Below are 4035 nucleotides of genomic sequence, written 5' to 3'. Positions count from 1 at the left end.
TCCTTCCGTGAAGAGCAGGTCTCGTCCGGCCGCAGCCTGCCGCTGATCGCGCCGCAAACCGGCGTGCGCGCCTTGGTCAACGTCGGACCCAGCTACCCGAATCTGTTCAAGGAAAACTGGGACCAGTTCTGCAAGGTCGGCGCTATCGAAGCCATGGACGGACCAGTGGCCTACCTGGGCTCGCTGCGCCGCTTCGCCGCCGAAAAGATCGAAGGCGCCTCCACCTCGCCACTGCGCATCCCGCTGGCGGTGCGCCGCCCCGATCTGGACCAGATGCTGATCGACGAGCAAAGCACCTACCAGAGCCGGCCCATGCTGGACCTGGTCAATGACGTGCTGACCCAGGGCATCAACAAGTACCAGTCTGGACCAGATGCTGATCGACGAGCAAAGCACCTACCAGAGCCGGCCCATGCTGGACCTGGTCAATGACGTGCTGACCCAGGGCATCAACAAGTACCAGCAGGAAAAAGACGATGTGCGGCCGGTGCATCAACTGCTGGCCGAGAAGAAACACCCGTTCGTGTTTCCGTATCACTTCGCGCATCAGCAGGTGAGTCTGGCGCTGGGTAGGGAGAAGCCTGCGCTGGGCGCCTTGAGCTATCGGGTCAGCGTGACCGGCCCAGGAACGGGTCAGCCTTTTGGCCATGTGACTACCGACGCAAGTGCCGCGCTGATTGCGCTCAGCGGTCTGAGCCCCAGCTTGCAGAAGATTGTCTTGGCACCTTCACTGTTTAGCCATTTTTACATTGGGTTACGCAGTTTGCTAGGGAGCAAGATTTTTTATGCGCCCAGTGGGGATGCTATCAGATCGATACGCTCGTACAGGGCGACCTATCTCCTGTTGCCTCAACCAGATGTGGTATCCGCAGCCCCTTCAGCATTTGAGCCCATAGAGACCGGAGAAATGGGACCAACATCCGCAGTGTTGTCTTTCACTGCCGACGGAACTCGACAAACGTTGCCGATGAATTTTTACTCATGCGATTTGCTTGGCGGTCCGCGGCGGCCAATCAACCATGCAATCTTGACCGGCGGCGGCTTTGCCAAGTCCTTGTTGATCCAATACACAGGGGATGAGAGCACCCTCACAAATCTCGCACAGCACCGTTGCGATATCACCATCAACGCCCAATCCTGGTCCGCCTTGGAGGACTGGAACCCTGGCCCACTACAACTCGCGAAATGGAAGTTAACCCTCGTACCGGAGGACGACTACGCCCTCACCCCCGAAGAGCAAGCGTTCTTCCGCAATCACTATGGCATCGACCTACGCTTCGCTGCCATGAATCCCCTGACGGCGTTCGATGGATTCCTGCGCGCAACCTCGCTTGACAGTGAACAGGCCGAAGCCTTGTTGGCTGTGAAAGCCCATGCCCCGGTTAAGTCCGCCCATTTCGTCACCGCTAATCGAGCAGCGAACGGGACAAGCGGATCGAAGGCATTCCCGCTGTCCAGTCATTACGGCGCCTGCTATGTAAACGGCGTGGGCGGCAGCGACCCCGGCACTCGTGGCTATCGAAACTACGACAACGCCATGGCGCTGATGGAGGAACCGGCCAGCGGCAAATGGTCCTTGACCAACACCAGCCTGGAACGCTTCGACCGCCTGCAGCGCATGATTCGTCTGCAAAAAGTCACCGGTCTGCCTTTCGCTCAACTGGATACGCTGATCACCGCCGCCATGCGTAGCGAAGGCGATGCCAACGCCAACCTGGAGATCAACGCCAACACCCTGCGCGCCCTGGGTGCCTACCGCCACTTCAACGAGCAGTATCGCGTTGATGCCGAAACCTTTGCGGCGTTCATGTACCACGTGTCGCCTTACGCCAGCAGCGGCAAGGTCCCGCAACTGGATGCGGTGTTCAACACCCCCGTGTTGTTCGACACCCCGCTGATGATCGACAACGTCGAATTCAAACTGGATTCCGCAGAGCCTGCGCATCAAAAAACCATCGCGCAACTGTGCGCCAGCCTGAACGTTCAGCCCGGCATCGAGTTCGAGCGTATCGCCAAGGCGACCTTGACCCATGTGACGCCGCTACGACGTTCCTTCGCCGTGCTTTCCTCGCTGTACCGTCAGGCGCGCATCGCGCAGATGTTCGGTCTGTCGGTCAACGACTGCTGCGAATTGACCGAGCTGCTGGGTGGCAGTGCCTACTGCACGCTGGTCGCCAGCGGTCGTTTGAAAGCGCTCGAGTCTGACGGCAAGGACATCCTTGACGTGCTGATGGAGCTGGATTGGGCGGTGCGTTGGCTCAAGGATAACAAGCTGACTGTATCGTCCTTGCGTGCACTGCTCGATACCGTCGAAAGCCGCACACCCGCCCCTGCCCTGTACGAACGTCTTGAACAACTGGCCAACGAGGCTCGTGATCAACGCGTCACCCCAGAGCAGGTCAATGAGCTGGGTCTGCCTACCTTGCAAGACGGCACGGCCGTCGATTGGTACGTACAGCTGCGTGCGTGGACACTTGTCAGCAGCAGTGGCTTCGTGATCGATCGAGAGCTCACGGCCCAAGACACTGACCTGGCACAGCTGCAAACTCGCCTTCAGCAGATGCTTGACTCGCTTGCCTTGACATCCGAAGCCGCCAAATCGGCCATGGGCTGCCTGGACCAATGGCTGCTCGAGCGCCTGCGCCGTCAGGAACGTGTGAGCGAAGCGCTACTGCAAGAACACACCGGTCTGATGCCTGAGCTAGCCGTGCTGGCAGGGCACTTGGCCAACTTTGCGCCAGGGGCGGTGCTGTATCACGTCACCCAGGGCTGGCCGATCGAGGGCGAGCCTGAGCGCTCATCCCAAGAGTACACGCTCCAGAGGCTGCAGCACGTTGTGGCCGTCAGCAAGGTTGTAACCTGGACAAATCTGGGCCCGCGCGCACTGCGGACCTTCATCGCCTGCCCGGAATGGCTCGGCGCCACGAACCTGCGACCGCTGAAGCTGGACAATCTGCGTCTGCTCAAGGCGTACGAGACCCTTTTCAACACCCTGGGCCAACCCGAAGAACGCCTGCTGGGCTACCTGGAACAGGCCAACGCGCTGGTTTCCAAGCGCCCAGGAAAGCGCCAACTGGCGGTGCAGGCGCAAACCTGCAATGCCGCAGTGTCGGCCCTGCTGGGCTGGCGCGAAACCGAAGTGGCGCTGCTGACCGAGCTGCTGCCGCAGAAGACCGCCAAGACTGTTGCGCACATCGACTGGCTGCGCCGGGCGCAGGCCGTGTCGCTCGAGACGGGCCTGAACGCGGCGACCCTGCTGCAAGCCTGCTCGCTGACGGCCGACAGCCCCGAGGCTGACTGGCAGGCGGTAGGCCAGGCGGCGATGGCGGCTGTTCGCTAACGCCTACGGGGTGACCGCAGTGCCACCTTCGCGGGCAGAGCCCGCTCCCACAGGAATTCGAGGTGTTCGCGAAACTTGTGTGGGAGCGGGGCGGGCGGCGAGCTCTCTGCCCGCGAAGAGGCCCTCACTGTCACCCAAAAAAACCCTTGAACCACCACACAGGAATCCATTCCATGACCATCGCAGCAACCCTCAACGAAAGCTTTCGCGACGCCCTCGTCGCCTATTACCTGGGCGAACTGGTGCCCAACGCACCACACAGGAATCCATTCCATGACCATCGCAGCAACCCTCAACGAAAGCTTTCGCGACGCCCTCGTCGCCTATTACCTGGGCGAACTGGTGCCCAACGACACCACCCTGCAGGAACTCGGGCTGACCGAAAAACTGCGCACCGAAAACGACCTGTACGAGTACCTGCTGCTCGATACCCAGGTCACCCAGGCGGTAGAAACCAGCCCGGTGGCCAGTGCCATCGCCAGCCTGCAGCAGTACATCAACGGTGCCCTGCTGGGCATGGAGCCCGGCTACGATGACGTGCGCTTCAGCGAAGGGCTACTCACCGAGTGGCGCGACCAGCGCAACCAATACCCGCTGTGGGCCGCCAACCAGCAACTGGCCTGGTACCCGTCGCTGTACATCGACCCGTCGTTGCGCATGAAGAAGACATCGACCCGTCGTTGCGCATGAAGAAG

Annotated in this window: 3 protein-coding genes; all 3 read left to right on the top strand. The window is 60.8% G+C overall.

From position 1 onward, the window contains the following. Nucleotides 1-432, top strand: a 432-nt coding sequence (locus ASF66_RS08090) for a Tc toxin subunit A (protein WP_236707078.1), incomplete at its 5' end; no start/stop codon positions are given. Continuing rightward, on the top strand, nt 374-3340 hold the full coding sequence (locus ASF66_RS08085; RefSeq protein ID WP_056843481.1) for a Tc toxin subunit A: 2967 nt from the start codon (nt 374-376) through the stop codon (nt 3338-3340). The genes ASF66_RS08090 and ASF66_RS08085, both read left to right, overlap by 59 nt. Before the next feature lie 273 nt (nt 3341-3613). Next, nucleotides 3614-4030, top strand: a complete 417-nt coding sequence (locus ASF66_RS08080; RefSeq protein WP_056843480.1) for a neuraminidase-like domain-containing protein — start codon at nt 3614-3616, stop codon at nt 4028-4030. The last annotated feature ends 5 nt before the right edge of the window (nt 4031-4035 follow it).

Origin of the sequence: Pseudomonas sp. Leaf129 (assembly GCF_001423465.1) — a bacterium.
GTDB lineage: Bacteria > Pseudomonadota > Gammaproteobacteria > Pseudomonadales > Pseudomonadaceae > Aquipseudomonas > Aquipseudomonas coleopterorum.
This window is presented reverse-complemented; position numbering and strand designations above follow the sequence as displayed.